The sequence below is a fragment of the Salmonella sp. 32020114201800008SM genome, from assembly GCF_017572025.1.
GTDB lineage: Bacteria > Pseudomonadota > Gammaproteobacteria > Enterobacterales > Enterobacteriaceae > Salmonella > Salmonella enterica.
The window spans coordinates 52,902-78,023 of sequence record NZ_JAGEQM010000008.1 but is presented as its reverse complement, the minus strand read 5'-3'; the positions used below and the strand labels follow the sequence as shown (position 1 = coordinate 78,023).

Below are 25,122 nucleotides of genomic sequence, written 5' to 3'. Positions count from 1 at the left end.
TTTGATAGACCATATAAAATGGCCGCCGCGCAGCGAGCGTTGCGGTCATTCTCCCTGTACTAATCCCCCGTCCCGTAAACCGCGTTGACTTGAAGGTTATCGTTTTACGTCTATTCTTAACTTTCAGCTAAGCGTATTTTGCTGAAATTGCAAATAGTCTTGAAGACGCTGTTTTTTTGTTTTGCCGTTATTTTTATAACGGCCAGGTAGATATTGCCAAGTGAATGTAACTAAGGGAGACATGTTATGCTAAATAGATACTACCGTTTCGCTGTCGAAAAAGACGACCCCTCCGAAGCGCCAGAGTCGGGCGATAAGCCTGACAGCCAGCCGCAAAAAAAATCGTAATTTATCTGGATATTCCCCGACGTTTTTACGTTTGGGGAAAATAACCGTTTCGTTTCAACCTGGTTGCGAACAGTGAATATTTTACACGAAGTGACTATATATAAACGGGAGGGAACATGGAGTTTGATGCCTTCTTTTTAGCGAGACTCCAGTTTGCCTTTACCGTCTCTTTTCATATTATTTTCCCCGCGATTACGATTGGCTTAGCCAGTTACCTGGTGGTACTGGAAGGTCTATGGCTAAAAACGCGTAATCCTGTCTGGCGCTCGCTCTATCAGTTCTGGCTCAAAATTTTTGCCGTCAACTTCGGGATGGGCGTGGTCTCCGGTCTGGTCATGGCTTACCAGTTCGGAACGAACTGGAGCGGTTTCTCCCAGTTCGCCGGCAGTATCACCGGGCCTTTATTAACCTATGAAGTGCTCACCGCATTCTTCCTGGAAGCGGGATTCTTAGGCGTGATGCTTTTTGGCTGGAACAAAGTCGGGCCGGGCCTGCATTTCTTGTCTACCTGTATGGTGGCGCTGGGCACGTTAATGTCGACGTTCTGGATTCTGGCGTCTAATAGCTGGATGCATACCCCGCAGGGATTTGAAATTCACAACGGTCAGGTGGTCCCGGTGGACTGGTTCGCGGTGATTTTCAACCCGTCGTTCCCGTATCGCCTGTTGCATATGTCCGTTGCGGCGTTTTTAAGTAGCGCGATGTTTGTCGGCGCGTCCGCTGCCTGGCATTTACTGAAAGGTAACGATACGCCGGCTATCCGCCGTATGTTCTCGATGGCGTTATGGATGGCGGTCGTGGTGGCGCCCGTTCAGGCATTGATTGGCGATATGCACGGCCTTAACACCCTGAAGCATCAGCCGGTCAAAATCGCCGCGATTGAGGGGCACTGGGAAAATACGCCCGGCGAGCCAACGCCGCTTACGCTGGTAGGCTGGCCGGATATGGAGGCGGAACGGACCCGCTATGCGCTTGAGATCCCGGCGTTGGGCAGTCTGATCCTGACGCATAGCCTGGACAAACAGGTGCCTGCGCTAAAAGATTATCCCAAAGAGGATCGCCCCAACTCTACCGTGGTGTTCTGGTCTTTCCGTCTGATGGTGGGCATGGGCGTACTGATGATCTTCCTGGGGCTGGCCAGCCTGTGGCTACGCTACCGACGCCGACTGTATCATTCGCGGCCCTTTATGCACTTTGCGCTGTGGATGGGGCCGTCCGGGCTTATCGCCATCCTTGCCGGATGGGTGACGACTGAAGTAGGACGTCAGCCGTGGGTGGTCTATGGCCTGCTGCGAACGCGTGATGCGGTTTCCGCGCACAGCACCTTGCAGATGAGCATCAGTTTGCTGGCCTTCTTTGTGGTCTATTCCCTGGTCTTTGGGGTTGGCTATATTTATATGATTCGTCTTATCCAGAAAGGGCCGCAGCCGGCGGAGACACCGACCGCTGAAACCGATGGCAGACCCGCGCGTCCTATCTCTGCCGTGGGAGAATCGCTTGAGCAGGAGAAACGCGAATGACCATCGATCTTCCGGTTATCTGGTTTGCTATTATCGTGTTCGCCACGCTGATGTATATCGTGATGGATGGTTTCGATCTGGGCGTCGGTATCCTGTTTCCGTTTATTCGTGATAAACACGATCGCGATGTTATGGTGAACTCGGTCGCGCCGGTATGGGACGGGAACGAAACCTGGCTGGTGCTGGGCGGGGCCGGGCTTTTTGGCGCGTTCCCGTTGGCTTATGCCGTCATCACCGACGCGCTGACTATCCCGCTGGTGGTTATGCTGCTTGGTCTTATCTTTCGCGGCGTCGCTTTTGAATTCCGTTTTAAAGCCACCGAGTCGCATCGCGCGTTCTGGGATAAATCCTTTATCGTCGGGTCAATCCTGGCGACCTTTGCCCAGGGGGTTGTGGTGGGCGCGGTGGTGAGCGGTTTTCAGGTGGAAGGGCGAACCTTTAGCGGTTCGCAGCTTGACTGGCTGACGCCGTTTAACCTGTTCTGCGGTGTCGGTCTGGTTGTCACCTACGCGCTGCTGGGCGCTACCTGGCTGATTATGAAAAGCGAAGATCCGCTGCATAGCCGGATGTGCGCGCTGTCGCGCCCGTTGTTGATCGTCTTGTTGCTGATGATGGGAGGCGTCAGCGTGTGGACGCCGCTCACCCACGACGACATCGCCGAGCGCTGGTTCACGCTGCCCAATTTATACTACTTCCTGCCGGTGCCTGTGCTGGTGTTGGTTTTTAGCGTCTGGCTATGGCGCAGCGTGAAAAAACCAGAATCCCATGCGCGTCCATTTATTCTCACGCTAGGGCTGATTTTTCTGGGGTTCAGCGGGTTAGGCATCAGTATTTGGCCGAATATTATTCCACCGGATATTTCGCTGTATGCCGCCGCCGCGCCGCCGCAAAGTCAAAGCTTTATGCTGGTTGGGGCGCTGATAATCATCCCGATTATTCTGGCTTATACCTTCTGGAGCTACTACGTCTTCCGTGGAAAAGTGCGACATGGAGAGGGATATCACTGATGGTTAAAGTGAAAAAATGGTCGCGGCGAGTCGTATGGATGGTCGCGATATGGTGCGCCAGCGTGCTTCTGCTGGCGGGAGTCGGAATGTTATTCAGACTGCTCATGACCTCCGCAGGATTTCGCTCCTGACTGATACCCCCCGGACGCGCTTTCATCTCTCGCGAAAGCGCGTTTTTATCGACAGATCGGCGTTTACCGATCACCTTTGCTCGCCTTATCTCCCCCCTCAATAGCGGTTGATAATTATTCTCATCTTTATTGTCGTTCCCGGGCCGCAGTGATATGGTTACACAGTGGCTAACGCTCTGGTATAACGCAGATAAACGGTATTGATAATGTCTCCGATCTCCTGTCACTCTTCCGCCGCCCCGGCGATGAAAAAGATCTTTTCCGTCAGCGACTTCATCGCGTTTGGCGAGCGTTATGGCATTGATTACCGCTTCCCGGCGTTACTGCAGTATACGCAGAGTAGTCCCGTACTTCATGGCGATATCGAAGAGATAGCGCTTCCCGGCGGGATTTGCATTACACGCTCGGATGTTCACGTATTACAACCTTATGAAACCACCTCTCGCCATAGCAGTCCGCTGTATATGCTGGTGGTGCTGGAAGGTAACGTCGCGCTGGCTGTCAATGAGCAGACCTTTTTGTTGAGCGCGGGGATGGCGTTTTGCTCGCAACTGAGCGAGCAGCAGACGATACGTGCCCATCACGGCGCAGACAGTAAATTGCGCACCTTGTCGCTGGGAATGTTCCCGGACGGCGGATGGCGGGAGCGTTTGCCTGTCTCGCTGGCAGACGAGTGGGAAAATAGCGCAACCTCGGCGAGGGTCTGGCAGGTGCCGGAGTTTCTGCTTTCGGGGCTACGTTATGCGCAGCAGCCCGGACCTCATGCGGCGTCACGCCAGTTAATGCTGGAAGGCATCATGCTGCAATTGCTGGGCTATGCGCTAAATCTATGTCAGCCCGCAACGCAAAAACGCGGGCTTCCCGTCACCGGTGAATACCAGCGGCTGGAGCTCATTCGGCGTTTACTGGAGCAGACGCCGGAAAAAGCCTACACGCTGAACGAACTGGCGCGTCGGGCGGCAATGAGTCCGAGTAGCCTGCGGTGCAAGTTTCGCCATGCCTATGGGTGTACCGTGTTTGATTATCTGCGCGATTGCCGCCTGGCGCGCGCGCGTCGTTATCTGATGGAGGGATACAGCGTGCAGCAGGCCGCCTGGATGTCAGGCTATCAACATGCCACTAACTTTGCGACGGCATTTCGTCGGCGTTATGGCTGCTCGCCCGGCGAGCTGCGTGACGCGTCTCTGACGGCGTCCCGCCACTGTGCGTAACGCGCCCCGCCAGAACGGTAATATCCGCCGCTAACCCGGTTTTCTGCCGCTTTGGGTGATGTTTTATCATTGCGCATAGGCAATCTGGCGTTACGCATAGTGGTCCGTTATCTCTAAAAGGTAATAATTCTTATTTACAATAAAGATGCCTTTGGAGATGTTCATGTTTGCGACAACGCGTATGGCGCTATTGATAGGCGGAGCTATCGGCGGCGCGACTTTTCCTCTTTTTGCCCAGGAAACCACAAAAAATGATACCGTCATTGTCACCTCGCCCGTTCAGAGTGGCGCGACCAAGCTGGCGACGCCAGATATTGAAACGCCGCAGTCGGTATCCATTATTACCCGCCAGCAGTTTGAAGAGCAGGGCGCAACCAGCGTGCGTCAGGCGGTCAGCTACACCCCAGGCGTATACAGTAATCAGATAGGCGCCTCTAACCGCTTTGATTACATCGTATTGCGTGGTTTTTCGGACGGTAGTCTGGATAACGTCTATCTCGACGGGTTAAAAATGATGGGCGACACCAATTCGCACAGTTCGTTGGTGGTTGACCCCTGGTTTCTGGAAGATATCGAGGTGGTACGCGGCCCGGCGTCCGTTCTGTATGGACGTTCATCGCCAGGCGGCATTGTCTCGTTGACGTCGCGAAAACCGGCGTTTGATGCCGGAGGAGAAGTGAAGCTGTTTGCCGGCAATAACAACCAGCGCGGGGCGGCTTTTGATGTGACCGGCCCACTGGATGACAATGAACGTGTGGCGGCGCGTCTTAGCGGCATGACACGTTACGCCGATTCGCAGTTTACCCCCTTGAAAGAGGAACGTTATGCGCTGATGCCGAGCCTGACCTGGCGAATTACCGATCGGACGCGTCTTGATCTTATGGCCTATCTGCACCGTGATCCGGAAGGCGGTAGCCACTCCGGACTGCCTTATCAAGGCACGGTTGTACCTTATAACGGCGGAAAAATTTCTAACACTTTCTTTGAAGGTGAAGATGACTACGACAAATACGATCGCCGTGAAAATATGGTGGGTTATAACATTGAGCATCTGTTCGATAACGGCTGGTCGGTACGGCAAAAATTGCGCTATTTGCATACCAAAGTGACGTTGAATCAGGTCTATGCCGCAGGTTGGTTGAATGAAACGGCGCTGAATCGCGGCTATTCCGGCTCCGGGGAGAAAATGTCGGCTATCGCGCTGGATAATCAGCTCGACGGCAGCGTGGATACCGGGGCGATTAATCATCGTCTGCTGGTGGGGATCGATTATCAGGATCGCAGTAACCATACTACTGGCTATTATGGCGCGTTTCCGCCGATTGACGCTTTCAACCCTGTTTATGGCGCTCAGCCGGATTACATTACGTTGTATAGCCGTGAAAAACATAAGCTGCGGCAGACCGGATACTATTTACAGGATCAGATGTCATGGGATCGCTGGCGCTTTACGTTGGGCGGTCGTTACGATCGGGTCAGCGTGTCTAACATCGACAAACTTCATGATTCACGCAGCGATCTCGATAAAAACAACGTCAGCACCCGTGCTGCGTTGCTTTATCTGTTCGACAATGGCGTCGCCCCCTATCTCAGTTATTCTACCGCGTTTACGCCGACCAGCTTCGCCGACGAAAACGGCAATGTGCTGGAACCGATGAAAGGCAAGCAGTGGGAGGCGGGGGTAAAATACGAACCGCTGGGGGGGAACAGCCAGTTTAGCGCCGCCGTGTATCGTATTAACCAGACCAATATCGCGACCAAAGAAGAACCTACCGATCCGTACCGCTCGATTGGTGAAATTGAGTCTAAAGGGGTGGAACTGGAGGCCATTAGCCATTTGTCGGATAGCGTCCGTTTGCAGGCGGCGTATACCTATACTGATATCCGTTATAAGAAAAGTAGCCCGCAAGAGCAGGGTAAGCGCGCGGTTTATGCTCCACGAAACCAGGCCAGCGCCTGGCTAAGTTACGATGTGAAAAGCGGTCTGTTAGAGGGGCTGACTTTGGGCTCCGGCATCCGGTACGTCAACGGCGTGACCAGCGATCGCCTGAATACCCACACGTTGCCGTCCTATACACTGGTCGACATGGTGGTTGGGTATGATTTATCCAGCATTGGGTTAAATGGCTTGAGCGCCCAGCTCAACGTAAATAATCTGACGGACAAACGCTATGTCGCTGCCTGTAATTCGCTCTCTTATTGTTATTTTGGCGCCGAGCGTAGCATTGTAGGCAGCGTGTCATGGGCGTTTTGATAACGCTTATCGTCCGGTAGCAAAGGCTACCGGACAAACATTAGCGGTGCGTCACGCCTTCATAGAGAAGTCTGAGCGCAAACATCCCGATAATGGCGCCGATAACACGGCTGGCAATGCGCTGTATACGCCCATAAGCGCGGCGGACTGCGGGAAGCGAAAAGGCCTGGCTGAGAAAAATACGCCAGATAACGGATGACAGCACAATTCCGGCCCAGGCCATTAATCTTGCCCATGTGGGCGTTTCTGCGCTAAGCGTTACGGAAAAAATACTGATAAAAAACAGTACGGTTTGCGGATTGGATAAATCGGTCATTAATCCCCGGCGAAAGAAAATTGTCCACGGGGCGGCAATCGGCGTCTGGAGCGTGCTCATTTGCGGCGTCGCCTGGTGGCGAATACTGTTCCAGGCGAACCATAATAAATAGGCGCCGCCGACAATTTTGATAAGAGAAAATACCGCTTCGCATTGCGTAATGAGCGTCGCCAGACCGAAAAGCCCCAGCCCGGAATAAAAGGCGTCTCCCGTGGCGACGCCCAGGCCGGTGATGACTCCCGCCCGGCGTCCTGATGCGAGGCTGGTTTGCACCACCACAAACAGATTCGCGCCGGGATTAAAAAAGGTTAACACAAACAGACTGACGGTAAGCACAACGGCATGAAACGGCTCCATAGACAACTCTTCCCATAGCCTCAAGAAATAACGTTCATCTTATTAATAGTCAAACCAGATGATTGCGAGTGAGATCACAAAGCAGGGGCGTTTTAATCCGCGTTGTTACGCCGACTGAGCGGGGGCTGACTGGATTTTTCCAGCAATCTACACTACTTATTTAATCAGTCCGAACGGCCTTTTTGTTCTGATAAAGCGATGATGGCGTAATAATAAAACGAGGGTTTTGCTATGAAAACTGGCTACAAGGTTATGCTTGGCGCATTAGCGTTTGTCGTGACAAACGTTTATGCCGCAGAAATCATGAAAAAAACGGACTTTGATAAAGTCGCCTCCGAATACACGAAAATTGGCACGATTTCCACCACCGGGGAAATGTCGCCGCTGGACGCCAGAGAAGATTTAATCAAAAAGGCGGATGAAAAAGGGGCGGATGTGGTGGTGCTGACGTCCGGGCAGACAGAAAATAAAATTCATGGTACGGCTGATATTTATAAAAAGAAATAAAAGCGTTGCATCATAAAAATACCCGCCTGGGTTTCCGGCGGGTATATTTATTCCTGGCAACCGGCATCCGTTTTGCCGGATGACGGCCTGCAGTAAACGTAGCGCCATCAGGCATTCAGGACGCGGTCATTTGTCTTAATTATCCGACTGGTCTTTGGCACCAGCTTTTAAACGACGCCACAGAGTGGTGCGGCTAATCCCCAGATAACGCGCCGCGGCGCTCTTATCGCCCTTAAAGCGCGCCAGTACATCCTGTAACGCGTTCGCATCCACGGTTGAAGGCGTCAGCTCTGCTGTGTTCACCATAAGCTCAGGTAATAACTGCCGCATAAATTGCCTGTCCAGCGTTGGCGCGGGATCGACGCTTAAAAAAAGCGCCAGGCGCTCCATCATATTACGCAGTTCGCGAATATTACCGGGCCAGCGCCAGGCCAGCAAAAGCGGCTGACACTGTGTCAATCCATGACGTATCGATTCGGTAAACGGAATTTCCATCGCTGCCAGCGACTGTTTTAAAAAGCTTTCCGCGAGCGGCAAAATATCAGCCTGCCGCTCGCGCAAAGGAGGAAGCGTCAGACGCAGAATACTCAGGCGATAAAAGAGATCGGGGCGAAAACGTCCTTGCATTATCTCCCGATCCAGATCGCAATGCGTAGCGCTGATCACCCGGACATCCACCGGGATCGGCTGGTGTCCGCCGACGCGAGTGACGGCTTTTTCCTCCAGTACGCGCAAAAGTCGGGTTTGTAACGGCAAGGGCATTTCGCCGATTTCATCCAGAAACAGCGTGCCGCCGTGTGCGATTTCAAATAGCCCCGCCCGGCCTCCTCGTCGTGAACCGGTAAACGCACCCTCTTCATAACCAAACAGTTCCGCTTCCAGCAACGACTCGGTAATCGCGCCGCAATTGACGGCGACAAAGGGAGGGGATGGCTTATTCTGACGGTGAGGCTGGCGGTGAAAAAACGTCTGGTGAATCGCCTGCGCCGCCAGCTCTTTTCCGGTCCCTGTTTCCCCCTGAATCAGCACTGCCGCACGGGAGCGGGCATAGAGCGTAATCGTCTGGCGGAGCTGCTCCATTTGCGGCGACTGGCCGCGTATATCGCCCAGTTCATACCGGGTTTGTAATCCCTTGCCGGATGGGTAATCCACGCGCTGTCGCCGTGTCAGACGGGTCATATCCAGCGCATCATGGAAAGCCTGACGAACGGTCGCCGCGGAATAAATAAAGATGGCGGTCATTCCCGCTTCTTCCGCCAGATCGGTAATTAATCCCGCGCCGACGACGGCTTCAATACCGTTGGCCTTAAGTTCGTTAATTTGCCCGCGCGCGTCCTCTTCGGTGACATAGCTTCGCTGTTCAAGACGGAGGTGAAACGTTTTCTGAAAGGCAAGTAAAGCCGGAATGGTCTCCTGATAGGTCACGATACCGATAGACGAGGTGAGCTTTCCCGCTTTCGCCAGCGCCTGTAATACATCGAATCCGCTGGGCTTGATGAGGATCACCGGTATTGACAGGCGACTTTTTAAATAGGCCCCATTCGAACCCGCCGCGATAATCGCGTCGCAGCGCTCGGTCGCCAGTTTTTTGCGAATGTAGGTCACCGCCTTTTCAAAGCCGAGTTGAATAGGCGTGATGGTCGCCAGATGATCGAATTCCAGGCTGATATCCCGAAACAGTTCGAACAGACGCGTTACGGAGACCGTCCAGATCACCGGTTTATCGCTATTATCGCGCGGAGCGCTGTGAGCAGTCGTCATCGCAGTAGGTTCATCTTTAAGGGGCGATTTTTTGTTTTAAACGTGTTTCATAAATGTTGCAATGAAACAGAGCGATTCGTTTCATGAAACGTTAGCTGACACGTTTTTCTTTTCCCTTAATCGCGCTTATTCATAACAGGCATTACTGTAATTGCCTGTTTTTAAATCTCATTGTATTTAATTTTCTCGCTGCCTCTTTGCCTGGCATAGCCTTTGCTTTGGTGAATACATTCTGAGTAACAATTTACTAACATGAGGACGAGATATGTCTTTACATTCGCCGGGGCAGGCATTTCGCGCCGCGCTCGCTAAAGAGAATCCATTACAAATTGTCGGCGCTATCAATGCCAACCATGCTCTGTTGGCCCAACGGGCCGGGTATCAGGCTATCTATCTTTCTGGCGGCGGCGTAGCGGCGGGCTCGCTCGGACTGCCGGATCTGGGGATTTCGACGCTGGATGATGTGTTAACCGATATCCGGCGCATCACGGATGTTTGCCCGCTGCCGCTGTTGGTGGATGCGGATATTGGCTTTGGCTCCTCCGCCTTTAATGTCGCGCGGACGGTAAAGTCCATAGCCAAAGCGGGCGCCGCCGCGCTGCATATTGAAGACCAGGTTGGCGCTAAGCGCTGTGGACACCGTCCAAACAAAGCGATCGTCTCGAAAGAGGAGATGGTAGACCGAATTCGGGCGGCAGTGGATGCGCGCACCGATCCGAACTTTGTGATCATGGCGCGTACCGATGCGCTGGCGGTGGAAGGGCTGGAGGCGGCTCTCGATCGCGCGCAGGCTTACGTGGACGCGGGGGCAGACATGCTGTTCCCGGAGGCGATCACCGAACTGTCGATGTACCGCCAGTTCGCCGACGTGGCGCAGGTGCCGATCCTCGCCAACATCACTGAGTTTGGCGCGACGCCGCTGTTTACGACCGACGAGTTGCGTAGCGCACACGTGGCGATGGCGCTCTATCCGCTGTCGGCGTTTCGCGCCATGAACCGCGCCGCAGAAAAAGTCTATACCGTGCTGCGCCAGGAAGGGACGCAAAAGAACGTGATCGACATCATGCAGACCCGCAACGAGCTGTACGAAAGCATCAATTACTACCAGTTCGAAGAGAAGCTGGACGCGCTGTACAGGAATAAAAAATCGTAGCCTGTAGGCCTGATAAGGCGAAGCCGCCATCAGGCAATGCCGGATGGCACTACGTTTATCCCGCCTACGGTACGGCCTACACGCCTCAATACCCTACACATTACAATAATGACGAGGACAATATGACAGACACGACGATCCTGCAAAACAACACGCATGTCATTAAGCCTAAAAAATCAGTCGCGCTTTCCGGCGTACCTGCCGGAAATACCGCTCTGTGTACCGTGGGAAAAAGCGGTAACGATCTGCACTATCGCGGTTACGACATTCTCGATCTGGCGGAGCACTGCGAATTTGAAGAAGTCGCGCATTTACTGATCCACGGAAAATTACCGACCCGCGACGAGCTGAACGCGTATAAAAGCAAATTAAAAGCGCTGCGCGGATTACCCGCCAATGTCCGTACCGTTCTGGAAGCGTTACCGGCGGCCTCGCACCCGATGGACGTGATGCGTACCGGCGTTTCCGCGCTGGGCTGCACCCTGCCGGAAAAAGAGGCACATACCGTCTCCGGCGCGCGCGATATTGCCGATAAGCTGTTGGCCTCGCTCAGCTCTATCCTTCTTTACTGGTATCACTACAGCCACAACGGCGAACGTATTCAGCCGGAAACCGACGATGATTCCATCGGCGGCCATTTCCTGCATCTGCTGCACGGTGAAAAGCCAACCCAAAGCTGGGAAAAGGCGATGCATATTTCGCTGGTGCTGTATGCCGAGCATGAGTTCAACGCCTCGACGTTTACCAGCCGGGTGATTGCCGGAACCGGCTCGGATGTCTACTCCGCGATTATCGGCGCGATTGGCGCGCTGCGCGGCCCGAAACACGGCGGGGCGAATGAGGTGTCGCTGGAAATTCAACAGCGTTATGAAACGCCGGACGAGGCAGAGGCGGATATCCGTAAACGCGTGGAAAACAAAGAGGTGGTGATTGGCTTTGGACATCCGGTTTACACCATCGCCGACCCGCGCCACCAGGTGATCAAACGGGTGGCGAAACAGCTTTCAGAAGAAGGCGGCTCGCTGAAGATGTACCACATCGCCGACCGTCTGGAAACGGTGATGTGGGAGACCAAAAAGATGTTCCCGAATCTCGACTGGTTTTCGGCGGTCTCCTACAACATGATGGGCGTCCCTACCGAAATGTTCACCCCGCTGTTTGTCATCGCCCGCGTTACCGGCTGGGCGGCGCACATTATTGAACAGCGTCAGGACAACAAAATTATTCGTCCCTCTGCCAACTATACCGGGCCGGAAGATCGTCCGTTTGTCTCGATAGACGATCGTTGCTAACTCACTCTTATTAAAAATAAAACGCAGGAAACGTACCCTATGTCTACCCAAGAACTGAACATCCGCCCAGACTTTGACCGTGAAATCGTCGATATCGTGGATTACGTGATGAACTACGACATCACCTCAAAGGTGGCGTACGACACCGCGCATTATTGCCTGCTCGACACGCTCGGTTGTGGTCTGGAAGCGCTGGAATACCCGGCCTGTAAAAAATTGCTTGGGCCAATCGTGCCAGGCACGGTGGTGCCCAACGGCGCACGCGTGCCGGGCACCCAGTTCCAGCTCGATCCGGTACAGGCAGCCTTTAACATTGGTGCGATGATCCGCTGGCTCGATTTTAACGATACCTGGCTTGCCGCCGAGTGGGGCCATCCTTCTGATAACCTCGGCGGTATTCTGGCGATTGCGGACTGGCTGTCACGCAACGCCGTCGCCGCCGGCAAAGCGCCGCTGACCATGAAACAGGTATTGAGCGGGATGATCAAAGCCCATGAAATTCAGGGCTGCATCGCGCTGGAAAACGCCTTCAACCGTGTCGGGCTTGACCATGTGCTGCTGGTGAAAGTGGCCTCGACCGCGGTGGTCGCTGAAATGCTGGGGCTGACGCGCGATGAGATCCTCAACGCGGTATCGCTGGCGTGGGTGGATGGGCAGTCGTTGCGCACTTATCGTCATGCGCCGAATACCGGTACGCGCAAATCCTGGGCGGCGGGCGACGCTACCTCACGCGCGGTACGTCTGGCGCTGATGGCGAAAACCGGCGAGATGGGCTATCCCTCGGCGCTCACCGCCAAAACCTGGGGCTTCTACGACGTTTCATTCAAAGGTGAAACGTTCCGTTTCCAGCGCCCTTACGGCTCCTACGTGATGGAAAACGTGCTATTTAAAATTTCTTTCCCGGCAGAATTCCACTCGCAAACCGCCGTCGAAGCGGCGATGACGCTGTATGAGCAGATGCAGGCCGCGGGCAAAACGGCAGCGGATATCGAGAAAGTGACTATCCGCACCCACGAAGCCTGTCTTCGCATTATCGATAAAAAAGGCCCGCTCAATAACCCGGCGGACCGCGATCACTGTATCCAGTATATGGTCGCCGTGCCGTTGCTGTTCGGACGGTTAACCGCGGCGGATTATGAAGACGAGGTGGCGCAGGACAAGCGTATTGACGCCCTGCGCGAGAAAATCGTGTGTTATGAGGACCCGGCTTTTACCGCCGACTATCACGACCCGGAAAAACGTGCTATCGGCAATGCGATCTCCGTAGAGTTTACTGATGGCTTACGCTTTGGCGAGGTTGTCGTTGAGTATCCGATTGGTCATGCGCGTCGCCGCGCCGACGGTATTCCGAAGCTTATCGAAAAATTTAAAATTAACCTGGCGCGTCAGTTCCCGACTCGCCAGCAGCAACGCATTCTGGATGTCTCCCTGGACAGAACCCGCCTGGAGCAGATGCCGGTTAACGAATACCTCGATTTATATGTCATCTGAGCCAGCCAGCAGTAAGGCGTAAGTTCAACAGGAGAGCGTGATGTCTTTTAGCGAATTTTATCAGCGTTCCATTAACGAACCGGAGGCGTTCTGGGCCGAGCAGGCCCGGCGTATCGACTGGCGACAGCCGTTTACGCAGACGCTGGATCATAGCCGTCCACCGTTTGCCCGCTGGTTTTGCGGCGGCACCACTAACTTATGTCATAACGCCGTTGACCGCTGGCGGGATAAACAGCCGGAGGCGCTGGCGCTGATTGCCGTCTCATCAGAGACCGATGAAGAGCGTACATTTACCTTCAGCCAGTTGTATGACGAGGTCAACATTGTGGCCGCCATGTTGCTGTCGCTGGGCGTGCAGCGTGGCGATCGCGTATTGGTCTATATGCCAATGATTGCCGAAGCGCAGATAACGCTGCTGGCCTGCGCGCGCATTGGCGCGATCCATTCGGTGGTCTTTGGCGGTTTTGCCTCGCACAGCGTGGCGGCGCGCATTGACGATGCCAGACCGGCGCTGATTGTGTCGGCGGATGCCGGAGCGCGGGGCGGTAAAATCCTGCCGTATAAAAAGCTGCTCGATGACGCTATTGCGCAGGCGCAGCATCAGCCGAAACACGTTCTGCTGGTGGACAGAGGGCTGGCGAAAATGGCGTGGGTGGATGGGCGCGATCTGGATTTTGCCACGTTGCGCCAGCAGCATTTCGGCGCGAGAGTGCCGGTGGCGTGGCTGGAATCCAATGAAACTTCGTGCATTCTTTACACCTCCGGCACTACCGGCAAACCGAAAGGCGTCCAGCGCGACGTCGGCGGTTATGCGGTGGCGCTGGCAACCTCGATGGACACCATTTTTGGCGGCAAGGCGGGCGGCGTATTCTTTTGCGCATCGGATATCGGCTGGGTCGTCGGCCACTCCTATATTGTTTACGCGCCGCTGCTGGCAGGCATGGCGACTATTGTTTATGAAGGACTGCCGACGTACCCGGACTGCGGGGTCTGGTGGAAAATTGTCGAGAAATACCAGGTTAACCGGATGTTTTCCGCCCCGACCGCGATTCGCGTGCTGAAAAAATTCCCGACGGCGCAAATCCGCAATCACGATCTCTCCTCGCTGGAGGCGCTTTATCTGGCCGGTGAGCCGCTGGACGAGCCGACGGCCAGTTGGGTGACGGAGACGCTGGGTGTGCCGGTTATCGACAATTATTGGCAGACGGAGTCCGGCTGGCCGATCATGGCGCTGGCCCGCGCGCTGGACGACAGGCCGTCGCGTCTGGGAAGTCCCGGCGTGCCGATGTACGGTTATAACGTCCAGCTACTCAATGAAGTCACCGGCGAACCTTGCGGCATAAATGAAAAGGGGATGCTGGTGATCGAGGGGCCGCTGCCGCCGGGCTGTATTCAGACTATTTGGGGCGACGATGCGCGTTTTGTGAAGACTTACTGGTCGCTGTTTACCCGTCAGGTTTATGCCACTTTCGACTGGGGAATCCGCGACGCCGAGGGGTATTACTTTATTCTGGGCCGTACCGATGATGTGATTAATATTGCGGGTCATCGGCTGGGGACGCGAGAAATAGAAGAAAGTATCTCCAGTTACCCGAACGTAGCGGAAGTGGCGGTGGTGGGGATAAAGGACGCTCTGAAAGGGCAGGTGGCGGTGGCGTTTGTCATTCCGAAGCAGAGCGATACGCTGGCGGATCGCGAGGCGGCGCGCGACGAGGAAAACGCGATTATGGCGCTGGTGGATAACCAGATCGGTCACTTTGGTCGTCCGGCGCATGTCTGGTTTGTTTCGCAGCTCCCCAAAACGCGTTCCGGAAAGATGCTTCGCCGCACGATCCAGGCGATCTGCGAAGGCCGCGATCCGGGCGATCTGACAACCATTGACGATCCCGCGTCGTTGCAGCAAATTCGCCAGGCGATCGAGGAATAGCCGTAAGCCGGATAAGCCGCGTCCGGCAACGGGTCAGGCTCAGCGACTGAATAGTGGGGTGTAAAGTCGGGAAAGGGCGGCGGCAGCGCGCCGCCCTGTAACAGAATTAACGCAGAATATTTTTCTCAGCCAGATCCAGCGCGAAGTAACTGAAAATCAAATCGGCGCCGGCGCGTTTAATCGAGCCCAGACTTTCCAGCACGACCTTTTCTTCATCGATGGCGCCAGCCATAGCAGCAAATTTAATCATGGCATATTCACCGCTCACCTGGTAAGCGCCAAGCGGCAACTCTGTGCGTTCGCGGATTTCACGCAGCACGTCCAGATACGCGCCGGCCGGTTTCACCATTAAGCAATCCGCGCCCTGGGCTTCGTCGAGCAGTGATTCGCGAATCGCTTCACGGCGGTTCATCGGATTCATTTGATACGTCTTGCGGTCGCCTTTTAACGCGGTGCCCGCTGCTTCACGGAAGGGGCCGTAGAAAGAAGAGGCGAACTTGGTGGAGTAGGACATTATTGCCGTATCGGTAAAACCGGCGGCATCCAGCGCCTGGCGGATAGCCTGGACTTGTCCATCCATTGCCGCGGAGGGCGCAATAAAATCTGCTCCAGCCGCCGCCGCGATAACGGCCTGCTTGCCGAGGTTGGCCAGCGTCGCATCGTTATCCACGCCGTGTTCGCACAACACGCCGCAGTGGCCGTGCGAGGTGTATTCGCAGAAGCAGGTGTCGGACATGACGATCATCTCCGGCACGGTTTGCTTACAGATGCGGGACATTCTTGCCACCAGGCCGTCTTCTTTCCAGGTATCGCTGCCGGTGTCATCAGTATGGTGAGAAATGCCGAAGGTCATAACGGAACGAATACCAGCATTTGCGATACGTTCAATCTCTCGCGCCAGCTGCTTTTCCGGGATACGCATTACGCCGGGCATGGCATCAATAGTTTTGTAATCGTCGAGTTCTTCTTCAACAAAGATCGGCAACACCAGGTCGTTCAGGCTAAGTGTTGTCTCTTCAAACATAGCGCGCAGCGCAGCGGATTTGCGCAGGCGGCGAGGGCGATGGATAAGGTCTGTCATGGTCTGCCTGATGTTTGTGGAATCGAAGGCCCAGTATACCTGAATCTGCAGGCAGATGTTTTACGAAAACGGTCCTTAACGTAGCAGGCGCAGCCCCGGCGGCGGCAGAACATGGCGCTTCTTTTATATACCGGAGATTAATACCTCAGGCACTATATCATTTTAAATAAGAATTAGTTTTACGTTGTTTTTAGTTTTATTTCATCGTCATTTAAGTAAATGTGGGTTTCAACATTATTCATGTTTATTTTGTTTTTCTTTAATTCATATTTATCTTATATGTATTTTGTTTTTTTGTTTTCTTGTAAGGTCATGAAAAAGAATGCTTTTTAATTATAAAATTTCCTTTTATTACGTCTTTTTAATTCATGTCCGAATCCGGACTGAGGATAAAGAATAATTGAACCTTTTAGCAATGACGCCGCATAATCCTTCTTGCTAAACATCTCTATGTTTTTATGCATTGATAATTGATGGATCAACTATATTACGTCCCTGAGGAGGGATGACAAATGCACTCCTGGAAAAAGAAACTTGTAGTCTCACAATTAGCATTGGCTTGCACTCTGGCAATCACTTCTCAGGCGAATGCTCAAGATATTTCTGGCACAACCTACAACACGTTTGGTTACGACAGTGTAACTAACCATGATGGTTGGTTGTATGATGGCTATGTAAACTGGAATAACACTTCTGCTGATTCTACCAACATCTGGAATGCCGATATTTATCCAGTAATCAATAAAAGTACTGTGAATGGCGTTATTTCTGCATACTATCTGGACGATGGTTTTGATGGTACAGCGAACTCAATGTCCATTTCTAACAGCACAATCAATGGCATGGTTACTACTCTGTGCATGACTGATGAATGTGATGATGGTGTCGATGAAGATGGTACGAATCATACTCAATACGATCGTTTTAGCCTGACCGTTGATAATTCAACTATCAACGATACCTATGAACATTATTATTATGATGTTGTTGATGGCGATACCACCACGACTAAAGTTGTTGATACTTACGATATTGGTAATGCTATCACTGTTGATGAAGAGTCAGACATCGTCATTCAGAATAACTCTCATGTTGCAGGTATCACTTTCTTACAGGGCTATCAGACGCTTGATAATACCCCGTATGATAATGTTGAAGGTATAGCGAATAGCGATAATATCTTCACTAACACACTGGTTGTTAAAGACTCTGTCCTGACTTCTGGTGCCTATAGCGATCTGGGAACTGATGGTTTCTACGGTCAGGGCGAGAAGCCAAGCGACTACAATGGCACTGCAGATTACTGGTTTAGCTACAATGATGATGATCCCCTTGATGATGCCGCGTTAATTGTTAGCGATAATACTAACGCAGACAACTCAATGCAGACTACCGCTACGTTTGATCATTCCACTATCACTGGTGACATTCTCTTTAGTAGCACCTTCGACAACAACTTCTATGAGAATGGTGATCCTGCAACGGATACTACGGATGATGGTGTCTATAATCCAACAACGAATGGTTGGGATGATACTGACTCTTTAACCGTGACGCTGACCAATGGCTCGAAATGGGTTGGCGCGGCTCAATCTGAAGTTGAGGCAATCGGCACTGGTAAGATGTACGGTTGGGGATATACCGATGCTGATTGGCATGCTTTAGTACCAAACAGCATTTGGCCGTCTTCAACTTACTATTCTGATGATGAGCACCTTGCTGGCGCAGAGGTTTATCAGAGCGGTATCTTTAATATTGCGCTGGATAACGGCTCTGAATGGGATACTCGCAAGATTTCCAATATTGACGACCTGACAGTGAATAATGTCTCTCAGGTAAATGTTGAAAACTCTGGTTTAATCGCCGACAGCATTACGCTGGCTAATTCTTCTTCTCTGAACATTGGTGACACCGGTGGTGTGGCGACAAATAGTCTGTATCTGGATAGTTACAGTACCGCTTCTCTGACAGAAGAGACCGCTTCTCTGTATGCTAATACCATTACTGTTGATAATGGTGCCCAGCTGAACCTGGGTCTGGGTCAGGTTGATACACATAATGTGATTTTGACTGATGGTGGCGTACTGAATGTCGCCAGCCGTGATTATGTGTTGAACTCTGATCTGAACAACGCACGTTATATTACCAACGACGTTTACGATGCTAATTATGACTACGGTGTGGTTGCATTGAACTCTGATGGTCATCTGGCGGTTAATGGGGACGTTGCAGGTAACTATAAAGTCCGCATTGATAACGCTACTGGTGCAGGTTCTGTTGCTGATTACAAAGATAAAGAAATTGTCCGTGTTTATGACGATAACGCTGACACTACTGCTAGCTTTACTGCAGCTAACAAAGCTGACCTCGGCGCTTACACCTATCAGGCGCAGCAGCAGGATAACTCTGTTGTTCTGCAGCAGATGGAACTGACCGACTACGCTAACATGGCGCTGAGCATTCCTTCTGCGAACACCAATATCTGGAACCTGGAACAAGACACCGTTGGTACTCGTCTGACCAACGCTCGTCATGGTCTGGCGGATAACGGCGGCGCATGGGTAAGCTACTTCGGCGGTAACTTCAACGGCGACAACGGCACCATTAACTACGATCAGGATGTTAATGGCATCATGGTCGGTGTTGATACCAAAGTTGACGGTAACAACGCTAAGTGGATCGTTGGTGCGGCAGCAGGCTTCGCGAAAGGCGATCTGAGCGATCGTACCGGTCAGGTGGATCAGGACAGCCAGTCTGCCTACATCTACTCTTCCGCTCGTTTCGCAAACAACATCTTTGTTGATGGTAACTTGAGCTACTCTCACTTCAACAACGATTTGTCTGCTAACATGAGCGACGGTACTTACGTTGACGGCAACACCTCTTCTGACGCCTGGGGCTTCGGCTTGAAACTGGGTTATGATCTGAAGCTGGGTGATGCAGGCTACGTAACGCCTTACGGCAGCGTATCCGGTCTGTTCCAGTCTGGCGATGACTACCAGCTGAGCAACGACATGAAAGTTGACGGTCAGTCTTACGACAGCATGCGTTATGAACTCGGTGTAGATGCAGGTTATACCTTCACTTACAGCGAAGATCAGGCGCTGACCCCGTACTTCAAACTGGCTTACGTTTACGACGACTCCAACAACGATGCTGACGTAAACGGCGACTCTATCGACAACGGCGTAGAAGGTTCTGCGGTACGTGTTGGTCTGGGTACTCAGTTCAGCTTCACGAAGAACTTCAGTGCCTACACCGATGCTAACTACCTCGGCGGCGGTGATGTTGATCAAGACTGGTCTGCAAACGTTGGTGTTAAATATACCTGGTAATCATTTTCTCTCAGGAGAAATAAAGGTAATTTAAACTGAAAAATGCCCGTCAAGGACTTGACGGGCATTATTGCAAGGAATGCATATGTTATCTTTAAGCAAGCCACTACAGGAATTCTACAGACTCGATAAATGCCTTTCTAAGCATGGTACGCGTTTCGAGTTTGTTAACGATAAAGAGATTATCTGTTCACCTGATGAAAGTAATACCCATACCTTTGTTATTTTAGAGGGGGTTGTTTCGTTAGTTCGGGGTGATAAAGTTCTTATTGGTATTGTGCAGGCCCCCTTTATTTTCGGCTTAGCCGATGGTGTGGCGAAAAAAGAGGCACAATATAAATTAATTGCGGAGAGCGGTTGCATCGGTTATCGCCTCTCATCATCACAAACTCTCGCCATCATTGAGCAGAACCAACTGTGGCGTGAAGCCTTCTGTTGGATAGTATGGAAAAGTCAGGTACTGGAACTTCGTGACAAGCAGCTCATTGGTAATAATTCCTACGACCAAATTCGTGCGACATTAATGACAATGATTGAGTGGGATGAAGAACTTCGCTCACGTATTGGTGTTATGAATTATATTCATCAACGAACGCGCGTATCGCGATCGGTGGTGGCGGAAGTTCTCGCGGCCCTGCGTAAGGGTAATTACATTGAAATGAATAAAGGCAAACTGATCAGTATTAACCGTTTGCCCTCCGAATATTAACAAAAATGTTGCGCCTCGTCTGATATAGCGCGAGGCGCGACGACTCAGGATGCAGGAATAGCAATCGGTTTATTGCCGCTTAGCTCAGTAACCAAATCGTTAATCCCGTCGCTCATATTGGTAAAACGAGTGAGGGGGGAACGGGTTACGACCACAAAAGCGCCAATATTATATTGCGGGATCATCGCCATATAGGTAATAAAACCGCCACCGCCTCCTGTTTTCTGGATAATGCCAGGACGTCCGTCTTTTGGCGCCATATAGACCCAGCCCAGACCGAGCGCGTCGGCTTTACCCGGTACGTCCATCCCGATGATTTTCTTTAACTGTGTGCGCTGATAAATCAACGTTTGCATACGATCGGCCTGATGGCTACGGTGATAAAAATCTGAAGACAGATACTGTTGCATCCAGCGCATCATATCTCCTGGCGTAGAATAGACCCCGCCGCTGCCAATGGCAGCCAGCGTATTATTACAGGGGCTTGCGCCTTTTTCTGCCACCATCAGACGTTTACACTGATCGGGAGAGGGGGTAAACGTGGTGTCTTTCATTCCCAGCGGGCGGGTAATCTTTTCTTCAAACAGTTGCGTATAAGGTTTGCCGGAGGCGGTCGCCAGCGCGTCGGCTAACAGGTCGAACGCCAGATTGGAATAGGCCGCCTGTGAACCGGGCGCGACTTTTAACGTTGCTGTGGAGAGCCAGCTCCAGCGTTGTTCGCGGGTTGGCCAGACAAATACCGGACGATGCGCCGCGCCGCCGGGCTGTTCTCGCGGAAGCGCACTGGTATGGGTCGCTAAGTTGACCAACGTAATCGGCGTGCCTTGATACGTCGGGACATGCGCGCCGGGAGGCGCATATTTGCTGAGAGGATCGTTTAATTTTACCGTTCCCTGATCGAGCAATTTTACCAACATTTCACTGGTCATGAGCTTGGTGATAGAAGCGATACGAATGACCGAATCAAGCTGTGGACGAACATTATTGCCCGGTCTGGTGTCACCGAAACTACGAAACACGCGTTGATTGCCGTCGATCACCACCAGCGCCATGCCTGTGGCGCCGCTACCATAAAAGATATGCTCGGCATAACGATCAACGATATCAGAGGCAAAAACCGGATCGGCAATCGGCTGAGCCGCCTGGACAGAAGTAAGTGATGCCGCAAACAGCATGGTAGTAAAAAGCAGACTACGTTTCAACGGTGATGTCCATAAGTGAAATAACGGTGGTTATGCGTATTTATACTACCCGGCGGCACATTGCAAAACGTTAAAGAGAAAAAAGTGGGTGAAAAAACGTAACGGCGGGTTTTCGTGATGGAGAATGTTTACTTTTGTGATAGAGCGCTTGTGATAACCTGATAGCGTCAGCGTGCCTGCTGTGTATGAAACTCGTCGAAACAATTCTGTTGAGCAGAAATGCGAACTAAGCGTCACAACGTAGGTCACAATGCCTGGTTTAGCCCTTTCATTTGCGTGGGCATGGCGTGCTATTGCCGCCGTCACAGCAGCCGTAATAAAGATAAGAAGTTAGCAGGAGAGCATGATGTTTAAATCTTTTTTCCCAAAGCCAGGGCCGTTTTTCATGTCGGCGTTTGTTTGGGCGCTGATCGCCGTCATTTTCTGGCAGGCGGGAGGAGGAGATTGGGTGGCGCGACTTGTAGGGGCATCCGATGAAGTGCCTATCAGCGCAGCGCGCTTTTGGTCGCTGGACTATCTGATTTTTTATGCTTATTACCTGATTTGCGTGGGATTATTTGCAACGTTCTGGTTCATCTATAGCCCGCACCGCTGGCAGTACTGGTCGATACTTGGCACCTCGCTCATTATTTTTGTCACCTGGTTTTTGGTGGAGGTTGGCGTCGCGGTTAACGCCTGGTACGCGCCGTTCTATGATTTGATTCAAACGGCGCTCAGCTCGCCGCACAAGGTCACTCTTGGTCAATTTTATCATGAAGTGGGGGTGTTTCTCGGTATTGCGCTTATCGCCGTGGTGATCGGCGTGCTGAACAACTTCTTTGTCAGCCACTATGTATTTCGCTGGCGTACCGCAATGAATGAGCACTATATGGCGCACTGGCAGTACCTGCGCCATATCGAAGGGGCCGCCCAGCGTGTGCAGGAAGACACCATGCGTTTTGCCTCTACACTGGAGAATATGGGCGTGAGTTTTATCAATGCCATCATGACGCTTATCGCCTTTCTGCCGGTGTTAGTCACCCTGTCAGCGCATGTGCCGAATTTACCCATCGTAGGACATATCCCTTACGGCCTGGTCATTGCCGCCATAGTCTGGTCATTAATGGGGACGGGCCTGCTGGCGGTCGTCGGGATCAAATTGCCGGGGCTGGAATTTAAAAATCAGCGAGTGGAAGCAGCTTATCGTAAGGAGCTGGTCTACGGTGAAGATGACGCCAGCCGCGCCACGCCGCCCACCGTCCGTGAACTGTTTAGCGCGGTGCGCCATAACTACTTCCGTCTCTACTTTCACTATATGTATTTCAACATCGCGCGCATTCTCTATTTGCAGGTCGATAACGTTTTCGGTTTGTTCCTGCTGTTTCCTTCCATTGTTGCCGGTACGATTACGCTGGGGCTGATGACGCAAATCACCAACGTGTTTGGCCAGGTGCGCGGTTCGTTCCAGTATTTGATTAACTCCTGGACGACGCTGGTGGAGCTGATGTCTATTTATAAACGTTTACGTAGCTTTGAACGTCAGTTGGATGGTCAGCCAGTTCAGGAAGTGACCCACTCTTTTAGCTAACAGAAGGAAACGTTATGTCGGCGGCGTCCCGTCTTTATCCTCTGCCTTTTCTGGCGGTCGCCATGTTGGCTGGCTGTAGTAGTCAATCCGGGCAGCCGGTGAGCAAGGGCGAGAAGCCTGTCGACGTGGCAAGCGTAGTACGTCAGAAAATGCCAGCCAGTGTCAAAGACAGAGAGGCCTGGGCGAAAGATATCGCGACAACGTTTAAGAGCCAGGGGCTGGCGCCGACGGTAGAAAATATCTGTTCGGTGCTGGCTGTCGCCCAGCAGGAGTCCGGTTATCAGGCGGATCCTGTCGTGCCGGGGCTAAGTAAAATCGCCTGGCAGGAGATTGATCGCCGCGCTGAACGACTACACATCCCGCTGTTTCTGGTGCACACCGCGCTGAAAATTAACTCCCCCAACGGCAAGAGCTATAGCGAACGCCTGGACACGGTAAAAACCGAAAAACAGCTTAGCGCTATTTTTGATGATTTTATCAATATGGTTCCTATGGGGCAGACGCTATTTGGCTCATATAACCCGGTGCATACGGGCGGCCCGATGCAGGTCAGCATTGCCTTTGCCGAACAGCACGCGAAAGGTTATCCGTGGAAGATGGCGGGTACGGTACGTCAGGAGGTCTTTACGCGCCGTGGCGGGTTGTGGTTTGGAACTTACCATTTGCTGAATTACCCGGCGAACTACAGCGCGCCTGTTTTCCGCTTCGCCGACTTCAACGCGGGATGGTACGCCAGCCGTAACGCTGCGTTCCAGAATGCCGTCAGTAAAGCCAGTGGGGTAAAACTGGCGCTGGATGGCGATCTGATTCGTTATAACAGCAAGGAACCGGGCAAAACAGAGTTAGCGGTACGCAAACTGGCAGGGCAGTTGGGAATGAGTGAGCGTGAAATTCGCAGCCAACTGGAGAAAGGCGATAGCCTGGCGTTTGAAAAAACGGCGCTCTACAAGAAAGTCTATAAACTGGCCGAGGCCAAAACGGGCAAGACGCTTGCGCGGGAAATGTTGCCCGGTATTCAACTGGAAAGTCCGAAGATCACGCGTAAGCTGACGACCGCCTGGTTTGCTAAACGAGTTGATGAGCGGCGGGCGCGGTGTATGGGGCGATAAATTTCGCGCTGGGATACTTTCTCCAGCGCGCTAAGGTTTATTGGTGACGGTGACGCCAGCGTAAAAACGCGGCGATAACGGCGAAAATGAGGCAGCCCGTGAGGAAGGGCACCAGGCCAAAAATCGTCCCGACGCCCAGCCCAATCTCTACCCGCGGTCGACCTGTATCCTGTACCTGCATCAGATGCTCATAGATGCCCGGCGCATGAACCAGCAGGTTTAAGAGTTGCGCTCCGGCCCAGAAGCAAAACAGTACAAATATGGCGTAAGCAATATTTCCGGGCGTAGAGGAGGTTTCTCGATGCTTCCCGCTGAACAGCGATTTTGAGAGAGTGAAATCAGCCATAAAGACCTCCAGGATGATCGGCTACGATCTGGCGTTATGCCATCGGCTTACTGTGAAGTCTGACAGGTCATTGTGTTTGTCAATATCAGAATCATGGTAATTTCACATACGGAATGTATCCATCGCGTAAATTTTTGTTAGTTGTCACAAAACGATCACTTTTATCAAAATCAATTAACATTTAAGAAATTCCGTATCCCCCACAGACTCGCTCGCCAGAAGTATGCAAAAATACGTTTTTGTTACTGTTAATACGTCGGAGTCGTTATGCGTTTGCCTGTAAAAATTCGTCGTGACTGGCACTACTATGCCTTCTCTATTGGCCTTATCTTTATTTTGAATGGCGTCGTAGGATTGCTGGGTTTTGAGGCGAAAGGATGGCAAACCTATGGTGTTGGGCTGGTAACGTGGATTATTAGCTTCTGGCTGGCGGGGTTCATTATTCGCCGGCGCGAAGATGATGAGGTAAAAGACGCCCGATAAACGTTGCGCTATCGG

The 25,122-nt window shown here is 52.3% G+C and carries 21 protein-coding genes and 1 pseudogene; 17 read left to right on the top strand and 5 right to left on the bottom strand.

Annotation, left to right across the window (positions count from 1 at the left end; genetic code table 11):
* Nucleotides 1–246: 246 nt before the first annotated feature.
* The 7 genes and pseudogenes from ssaA (at nucleotide 247) to foxA (ending at nucleotide 6,471) form a co-directional block, all read left to right on the top strand.
* Nucleotides 247–348, top strand: a complete 102-nt coding sequence (ssaA, locus tag J4613_RS19390) for a small effector SsaA (protein ID WP_000934834.1) — start codon at nucleotides 247–249, stop codon at nucleotides 346–348.
* A gap of 116 nt (nucleotides 349–464) precedes the next feature.
* Nucleotides 465–1,868, top strand: coding sequence for a cytochrome ubiquinol oxidase subunit I (locus J4613_RS19385; protein ID WP_000393711.1), 1,404 nt, complete (start codon nucleotides 465–467; stop codon nucleotides 1,866–1,868).
* Nucleotides 1,865–2,875, top strand: a complete 1,011-nt coding sequence (gene cydB, locus J4613_RS19380) for a cytochrome d ubiquinol oxidase subunit II (protein ID WP_111742434.1) — start codon at nucleotides 1,865–1,867, stop codon at nucleotides 2,873–2,875. Before J4613_RS19385 ends, cydB begins: the two co-directional genes overlap by 4 nt.
* Complete coding sequence (locus J4613_RS22890; RefSeq protein ID WP_305954967.1) at nucleotides 2,821–3,006, top strand: DUF2474 domain-containing protein; 186 nt, start codon at nucleotides 2,821–2,823, stop codon at nucleotides 3,004–3,006. Before cydB ends, J4613_RS22890 begins: the two co-directional genes overlap by 55 nt.
* Nucleotides 2,925–3,117, top strand: a pseudogene (locus J4613_RS22760) (hypothetical protein). Before J4613_RS22890 ends, J4613_RS22760 begins: the two are co-directional and overlap by 82 nt.
* A 95-nt stretch (nucleotides 3,118–3,212) precedes the next feature.
* Nucleotides 3,213–4,217, top strand: a complete 1,005-nt coding sequence (gene foxR / locus J4613_RS19370; RefSeq protein ID WP_000074593.1) for a ferrioxamine uptake transcriptional regulator FoxR — start codon at nucleotides 3,213–3,215, stop codon at nucleotides 4,215–4,217.
* A 145-nt stretch (nucleotides 4,218–4,362) separates the two neighbouring features.
* Nucleotides 4,363–6,471 carry a ferrioxamine B receptor FoxA gene (gene foxA, locus J4613_RS19365; RefSeq protein ID WP_001127732.1) on the top strand — a complete coding sequence of 703 codons (2,109 nt, stop codon included), beginning with the start codon at nucleotides 4,363–4,365 and terminating at the stop codon, nucleotides 6,469–6,471.
* Between the two features lie 40 nt (nucleotides 6,472–6,511).
* Here foxA and J4613_RS19360 read toward each other — a convergent pair whose 3' ends face one another.
* Nucleotides 6,512–7,144: a LysE family transporter gene (locus tag J4613_RS19360; protein WP_000433131.1), complete on the bottom strand. Its 633-nt coding sequence runs from the start codon at nucleotides 7,142–7,144 to the stop codon at nucleotides 6,512–6,514.
* A gap of 231 nt (nucleotides 7,145–7,375) precedes the next feature.
* On the opposite strand from J4613_RS19360, the gene yahO reads away from it, so the two are divergent.
* The gene (yahO, locus tag J4613_RS19355) at nucleotides 7,376–7,651 is read left to right on the top strand and encodes a DUF1471 family periplasmic protein YahO (RefSeq protein WP_000848026.1); all 276 of its coding nucleotides are present in this window, start codon (nucleotides 7,376–7,378) and stop codon (nucleotides 7,649–7,651) included.
* A 135-nt stretch (nucleotides 7,652–7,786) separates the two neighbouring features.
* On the opposite strand, the gene prpR is transcribed toward yahO, so the two are convergent.
* Nucleotides 7,787–9,412, bottom strand: coding sequence for a propionate catabolism operon regulatory protein PrpR (gene prpR / locus J4613_RS19350; protein ID WP_000205277.1), 1,626 nt, complete (start codon nucleotides 9,410–9,412; stop codon nucleotides 7,787–7,789).
* 265 nt (nucleotides 9,413–9,677) lie between these two features.
* Between prpR and prpB the strand changes: the two genes are divergently transcribed.
* The 4 genes from prpB to prpE all read left to right on the top strand — a co-directional run bounded on the left by prpB (nucleotide 9,678) and on the right by prpE (nucleotide 15,275).
* A complete protein-coding gene (prpB, locus tag J4613_RS19345; RefSeq protein WP_000052221.1) occupies nucleotides 9,678–10,565 on the top strand; it encodes a methylisocitrate lyase in 888 nt (295 codons plus the stop codon).
* A gap of 122 nt (nucleotides 10,566–10,687) precedes the next feature.
* Nucleotides 10,688–11,857, top strand: coding sequence for a 2-methylcitrate synthase (prpC, locus tag J4613_RS19340; protein WP_000132746.1), 1,170 nt, complete (start codon nucleotides 10,688–10,690; stop codon nucleotides 11,855–11,857).
* A 39-nt stretch (nucleotides 11,858–11,896) separates the two neighbouring features.
* Nucleotides 11,897–13,348: a bifunctional 2-methylcitrate dehydratase/aconitate hydratase gene (locus tag J4613_RS19335; RefSeq protein ID WP_063916556.1), complete on the top strand. Its 1,452-nt coding sequence runs from the start codon at nucleotides 11,897–11,899 to the stop codon at nucleotides 13,346–13,348.
* 40 nt (nucleotides 13,349–13,388) lie between these two features.
* Complete coding sequence (prpE, locus tag J4613_RS19330) at nucleotides 13,389–15,275, top strand: propionate--CoA ligase (protein ID WP_001524001.1); 1,887 nt, start codon at nucleotides 13,389–13,391, stop codon at nucleotides 15,273–15,275.
* A gap of 106 nt (nucleotides 15,276–15,381) precedes the next feature.
* Here prpE and hemB read toward each other — a convergent pair whose 3' ends face one another.
* A complete protein-coding gene (hemB, locus tag J4613_RS19325) occupies nucleotides 15,382–16,356 on the bottom strand; it encodes a porphobilinogen synthase (RefSeq protein WP_000130731.1) in 975 nt (324 codons plus the stop codon).
* A gap of 512 nt (nucleotides 16,357–16,868) precedes the next feature.
* Here hemB and J4613_RS19320 point away from each other — a divergent pair.
* Both J4613_RS19320 and iprA read left to right on the top strand, forming a co-directional pair.
* Nucleotides 16,869–19,691: an autotransporter outer membrane beta-barrel domain-containing protein gene (locus J4613_RS19320; protein ID WP_079951164.1), complete on the top strand. Its 2,823-nt coding sequence runs from the start codon at nucleotides 16,869–16,871 to the stop codon at nucleotides 19,689–19,691.
* Between the two features lie 85 nt (nucleotides 19,692–19,776).
* Complete coding sequence (iprA, locus tag J4613_RS19315; RefSeq protein WP_000950242.1) at nucleotides 19,777–20,400, top strand: hydrogen peroxide resistance inhibitor IprA; 624 nt, start codon at nucleotides 19,777–19,779, stop codon at nucleotides 20,398–20,400.
* Nucleotides 20,401–20,444: 44 nt separating this feature from the next.
* Here iprA and ampH read toward each other — a convergent pair whose 3' ends face one another.
* Nucleotides 20,445–21,602: a D-alanyl-D-alanine-carboxypeptidase/endopeptidase AmpH gene (gene ampH / locus J4613_RS19310; protein WP_111742433.1), complete on the bottom strand. Its 1,158-nt coding sequence runs from the start codon at nucleotides 21,600–21,602 to the stop codon at nucleotides 20,445–20,447.
* Between the two features lie 346 nt (nucleotides 21,603–21,948).
* Between ampH and sbmA the strand changes: the two genes are divergently transcribed.
* Together sbmA and yaiW are read left to right on the top strand one after the other, a co-directional pair.
* Nucleotides 21,949–23,169, top strand: a complete 1,221-nt coding sequence (gene sbmA, locus J4613_RS19305; RefSeq protein ID WP_000477024.1) for a peptide antibiotic transporter SbmA — start codon at nucleotides 21,949–21,951, stop codon at nucleotides 23,167–23,169.
* 14 nt (nucleotides 23,170–23,183) lie between these two features.
* Entirely contained in the window at nucleotides 23,184–24,278 is a 1,095-nt protein-coding gene (yaiW, locus tag J4613_RS19300) for a surface-exposed outer membrane lipoprotein YaiW (protein WP_023222115.1), read from the top strand.
* A 37-nt stretch (nucleotides 24,279–24,315) separates the two neighbouring features.
* Here yaiW and J4613_RS19295 read toward each other — a convergent pair whose 3' ends face one another.
* Entirely contained in the window at nucleotides 24,316–24,624 is a 309-nt protein-coding gene (locus J4613_RS19295) for a YaiY family protein (protein ID WP_000763139.1), read from the bottom strand.
* A gap of 267 nt (nucleotides 24,625–24,891) precedes the next feature.
* Here J4613_RS19295 and J4613_RS19290 point away from each other — a divergent pair, with 267 nt between their 5' ends.
* Entirely contained in the window at nucleotides 24,892–25,107 is a 216-nt protein-coding gene (locus tag J4613_RS19290) for a DUF2754 family protein (protein WP_001239240.1), read from the top strand.
* Nucleotides 25,108–25,122 lie beyond the last annotated feature (15 nt).